Raw genomic sequence first — 4,625 nt, forward strand, 5'->3', positions numbered from 1 at the left:
CATTGGCGTCGCGCAGCCGCGCGCGCGCCTGTGCGATATCGGCGCCGCGTGCCGCGACGCGCGCGCGCGCCGCCTCGGCGGTCGCATCGGCCTGTCCATAACGTTGGCGCGCGAGGCGCAAGGCCGCCTCGGCGTCGGCGACCGCGATCCGCTGGTCGGCGTCATCGAGGATGACGAGGATGTCGCCCTTTTTCACCGCCTGCGTCCCGCTGACGCGCACTTCCTTGACCGGACCCGAAACGAGCGCGGTGACCTGCGCCGAGTCGGCGCCGACATAGGCGTTGTCGGTGTGGACGCGCCCGGCTTGGGTCAGGAAATACCAGAGGCCCCACAGGACCCCGACCGTCACCACGACGATTGCGAGGATGCGCAGGAGCTTCTTCCGCCTGGCGCCGTTGACTTCGGGGCTGGCTTCGGGAGCGTCGGTTACAGCTGCAGCCGTTTCGTCGGCCATCATTCGTCTCCTGTTGAATTGGCGGCCCGATATCCGCCGCCAAGCGCGCGGATCAGGGCGATATCGAGCGAGAGCTGGCGGGCTTCGAGGTCGGCGACGGCGCGGCTCAAGGCCACCATGCTGTCCTCGGCGGTGAGCTGGACGATCTGGTTCGAAAGGCCGGCGCGGTAACGCAGTCCGGCGAGCTTCGAGGCTTCGGCGGCGGCGGTCAGCGCCTCGCGCCGCCCCACAAGCTGACGTTCGGTCGCGGCGCGGCTCGCCACGATGTCGGCGACATCGCGCAGCGCCCCGATCAGCGTGCGGTCATAGGTCGCAACCGCGACATCATAATCGGCGCGTGATCCGCGGTATTGGCCCTGCAGCCGCCCGCCCTCAAAGATCGGAAGGCTGATCGCAGCGCCGCCATTGCCATATTCGGACCCCGATTTGAACAGGTTGGAGAGCCCTAGCGACTGGAGCCCGACGAGCGCCGACAGGCTGACATTGGGATAAAAATCGGCGCGCGCGACATCGATGCGCTTCGCGGCGGCTTCGGATCGCAGCCGCGCCGCGACGATATCGGGACGCCGCCCGATCAGGTCGATCCCCGCATTGCCTGGCAGACCGAGCGACGGGCGCGCCATCTGGGGGCGCGCGATCGACAGGCCGCGATCGGGCCCGGCACCGATGAGCGCGGCGAGCCGGTTGCGCGTCGTCGCGATCGCTTCTTCGAGCGCAACGACGTCGGCGCGTGCCGAGGCGGCGCGGCTTTCGGCCTGCCGCTGGCTCGCCTGATTTTCGATCCCCGCGCGGGCGCGCTCGCCCGACAGGTCGGCACTCGCGGTGCGGACGCGCACCGCATCATTGGCGACGTCGAGCGCATGATAATAACCGGCGAGATCGGCATAGGCCGACGCGATCCCGGTGGTGAGCATCAGCCGCGCCTGCGCCGCGTCGACGCGCGCTGCCTCGGCTTCCGACGTCGCAGCAGCGAGCGCCGCGCGGTTGCGGCCCCACAAGTCGAGGTTGAAGCTGAAGGTCGCGGCGATATGGCCGGTATCCTGAATGCCGTCGGGCACGAATTCGGGCGGAATGCCCATATTCTTGCTCTGCTGGACGCCGCCCGCGCTCGCCTCGGCGCCGACGCGCGGCAGCAACGCGGCGCCCGCCTGCTGCGCCATCGCCTCGGCCGCGCTGACCCGCGCGGCGGCGATCGCGACATCGGGCGAGCCCTTGAGCCCTTCCTCGATCAGCGCATCGAGCTGGGCACCGCCAAAGCCCTGCCACCAACCTTCACCGGGCCACGCACCCTGTGCGCTGGCGAATGTCGCGTTCGATTCCAGCGACTCGGCCGCCGCCGGAACCGGCTTTGGCCCAAGGTCGGGAACGCTCGCGCAGCCCGCAAGCAGGCCGAAAACAGCGGTGGAGAGAAAAATTGTCCGGGGCATAGCTTCCAACGATACTAGCTGGTATCATGCGCAAATGGACTTCGGAGGATGCGTTGTCAATCGAAATGATACCAGATAGTACGCCTGCCCTCGACGATGCCGCGACGATGCGCCGTAAAGCGTTTGTCGACGCCGCGCGCGAGCTGTTCTTTGCCAATGGTTATGCGGGGACGACGATGTCGTCGATCGCGAGCAAGGTCGGCGGGTCGAAAACGACGCTCTGGACCTATTTCCCGTCGAAGGAGGATCTGTTCGCCGCGGTCGTCGACGATATCGTCGCGCAATATGGCGACGCGCTCGCTATCGATCTGCCGCTTGAGGAGCCGGTTCCCGATGTACTGCGGGTATTCGGCAATCTGCTGATGACCAAGCTGACCGCGACGCCGATCCTGTCGCTTTTTCGCCTCGTCGTCGGCGAAGCCGAACGTTTCCCGCACCTCGCCGAGACATTCTACGAGCGCGGCCCGCGACGCGGCAAGGCGCGCGCGGCCGTCTGGGTGGGCGAAAAGATGGTGCGCGGCGAGATTCGAATGGGCGATCCGATGCGCGCGGTGCAGCAATTCACCGGCCTTTGTCAGTCGGGCGTCTATCAATTCGCGATGCTCAACCTTCCCGAAAGCCGCGACCTCGATCGCCTTCGGGGCGATGTCGACGCCGCGGTCGACGCCTTCTGTCGCGCGTGGGGGCCCGAAGGCTGACCGTCGCCGCGGAAACTTGCTCCCCCCGCCCTCCTGTGCAATAGGCGCCGCCCCCCGACCGGGATCCCCAGCTACAGGAGCATGTCATGGACAAGGCGGCCGCGAGCGCGCTCGGCCTCGATTTCGGCACGACGAACAGCGTCGTCGCGCTCGCCGATGGCGAGGGCGGCACCGAACTGGTCGCGTTCGGCGACGCGGGCGACGCGGTGTTCCGCTCGGCGCTCTGCTTCTGGGAAGAGGAACGCGGCTGGAACGGCATCGCGCACGAGGCGGGCCCGTGGGCGATCGATGAATATCTCCAGTCGCCGCTCGACAGCCGCTTCATCCAGTCGTTCAAGAGCGTCGCCGCGAGCCCGCTGTTCGAGCGCGCGATGATCTTCAACAAGCCGTTCCGCTTCGAGGATATGGGGCGCCTGTTCCTCCAGCGCCTCGTCGCGCATGCCGGCGGCGCGCTCGACGAGCGGCCGCGCCGTATCATCGTCGGCCGTCCGGTCGAATATGCCGGCGCGCGGCCCGACGCCGAACTCGCGCGCCAGCGTTACGACGCGATGCTCGCGGCGTTCGGGACCGAAATCTATTATGTCCACGAACCGCTCGGCGCCGCGCACAGCTATGCCTCGCGCCTGACCGAGCCGGCGACGATCCTCGTCGCCGACTTCGGCGGCGGCACCACCGACTTTTCGATCGTCCGCGTCGCCGAGCCCGGGAGTCCGCGGCGCTGCGTGCCGCTCGCCTCGTCGGGGATCGGCATCGCGGGCGACCGCTTCGATTACCGCATCGTCGACCGGCTAGTGCTGCCGCTGCTCGGCAAGGGCAGCCAATATCGCTCGTTCGACAAGCTGCTCGAAATCCCCGGCGGCTATTTCGCCGATTTCGGTGACTGGTCGCGGCTCGCGATGATGCGCAACCGCCGCACGATCGAGGAAATCCGCCGCCTCCAGCGCGACGCCGAGCGGCCCGACCTGATCGGCCGCATGATCGCGCTGATCGAGCATGAGCAGGGCTTCCCGCTCTATGACGCTGTGGGCAAGCTCAAGCGCGCTCTTTCAAGCAGCGATCACGCCGAATTTCATTTCGCCGGTGGCGGAATCGAGATCGGGGCCGACGTGCGGCGCGCCGATTTCGAGCAATGGATCGCCGACGATCTTCGCCGCATCGAGGCGGCGATGGAACAGGCGCTCGCGCGCGCGGGCATCGCGCCCGCGGCGATCGACCGCGTCTTTCTGACCGGCGGCTCGTCGCTGATCCCCGCGATCCGCGCGATGTTCGACCGCCGTTTCGGCGAAGAGCGTATCGCGACCGGCGGCGAGTTGACCTCGATCGCGCACGGGCTCGCCCTGATCGGCGAGGAATCCGACCCGGCCGAATGGGCGGCCTGATCGGGTCGATCGAACCCGGGCGGCTCTGCCGGGCTCGAGATCGTCGTTCCCGAAGGAAAATAGCGAGGGGAATCCGGATATCGGCATGCTCGCCGGCGCCCGCGCGTGCGAAACGCAAGAAAGCCCGCCATCCCAGAAGGAAAAGCGGGCTTTTTGATGATTGCGATTGATCCCGCCAGCGCGGGGGCACGCACAAATGTTGGCGTTCACTTGGGTTCGCTGAGATTTGTGGTGGTTGCGGGAGTAGGATTTGAACCTACGACCTTCAGGTTATGAGCCTGACGAGCTACCGGGCTGCTCCATCCCGCGCCACCAATATGCGGTTCAATGCCCCGATTTTCAACCGAGACAGACCGCAAAAACAGCAAAAGGCCGGCATCGCTGCCGGCCTCTAACTTTGTGAATGGGTCTTCCTTTTTCGACCTTACGCCGGCTGCAATGCCTGGCGACGTCCTACTCTTCCAACGCTTAAGCGGTAGTACCATCGGCGCTGTCAGGTTTCACGGCCGAGTTCGAGATGGGATCGGGTGGGTCACTGACGCCATGGTCACCAAGCAATGAAGCCGGCGTGGGTCAAAAAGGGTTTCAATCGATGTCCGTGCAATATTTGTATGATCAATCATCCACTATCGCGGACAAACCAGTCAGGCTTGTCGTTGATGGCGGG

The 4,625-nt window shown here is 66.4% G+C and carries 4 protein-coding genes, 1 tRNA gene and 1 rRNA gene; 2 read left to right on the forward strand and 4 right to left on the reverse strand.

The genetic code is table 11. The annotated features are described in order from the left end of the window. Together VJ811_RS06570 and VJ811_RS06575 are read right to left on the reverse strand one after the other, a co-directional pair. A partial coding sequence (locus VJ811_RS06570; RefSeq protein ID WP_324071459.1) for a biotin/lipoyl-binding protein occupies positions 1–454 on the reverse strand: 454 nt, incomplete at its 3' end. Then, a complete protein-coding gene (locus VJ811_RS06575) occupies positions 454–1,881 on the reverse strand; it encodes an efflux transporter outer membrane subunit (protein ID WP_324071460.1) in 1,428 nt (475 codons plus the stop codon). The genes VJ811_RS06570 and VJ811_RS06575, both read right to left, overlap by 1 nt. 107 nt (positions 1,882–1,988) lie before the next feature. On the opposite strand from VJ811_RS06575, the gene VJ811_RS06580 reads away from it, so the two are divergent. Further along, positions 1,989–2,579 carry a TetR/AcrR family transcriptional regulator gene (locus VJ811_RS06580; protein ID WP_324071461.1) on the forward strand — a complete coding sequence of 197 codons (591 nt, stop codon included), beginning with the start codon at positions 1,989–1,991 and terminating at the stop codon, positions 2,577–2,579. A gap of 86 nt (positions 2,580–2,665) precedes the next feature. Further along, positions 2,666–3,958 (forward strand): Hsp70 family protein, encoded by a 1,293-nt coding sequence (locus VJ811_RS06585; protein WP_324071462.1) that lies wholly within the window; start codon positions 2,666–2,668, stop codon positions 3,956–3,958. 232 nt (positions 3,959–4,190) lie between these two features. Here VJ811_RS06585 and VJ811_RS06590 read toward each other — a convergent pair. Next, positions 4,191–4,267, reverse strand: a tRNA-Met gene (locus tag VJ811_RS06590). Between the two features lie 131 nt (positions 4,268–4,398). Then, positions 4,399–4,513 (reverse strand): 5S ribosomal RNA (rrf, locus tag VJ811_RS06595). Positions 4,514–4,625 lie beyond the last annotated feature (112 nt).

The sequence above is a fragment of the Sphingopyxis sp. genome (genome assembly GCF_035250425.1).
Classification (GTDB): domain Bacteria; phylum Pseudomonadota; class Alphaproteobacteria; order Sphingomonadales; family Sphingomonadaceae; genus Sphingopyxis.

Excerpts from the sequence above, each read along its gene's own strand:
- VJ811_RS06585 (WP_324071462.1), top strand. The coding sequence starts at position 2,666 with ATGGACAAGGCGGCCGCGAGCGCGCTCGGCCTCGATTTCGGCACGACG.
- VJ811_RS06575 (WP_324071460.1), bottom strand. The coding sequence starts at position 1,881 with ATGCCCCGGACAATTTTTCTCTCCACCGCTGTTTTCGGCCTGCTTGCG.
- VJ811_RS06580 (WP_324071461.1), top strand. The coding sequence starts at position 1,989 with ATGCGCCGTAAAGCGTTTGTCGACGCCGCGCGCGAGCTGTTCTTTGCC.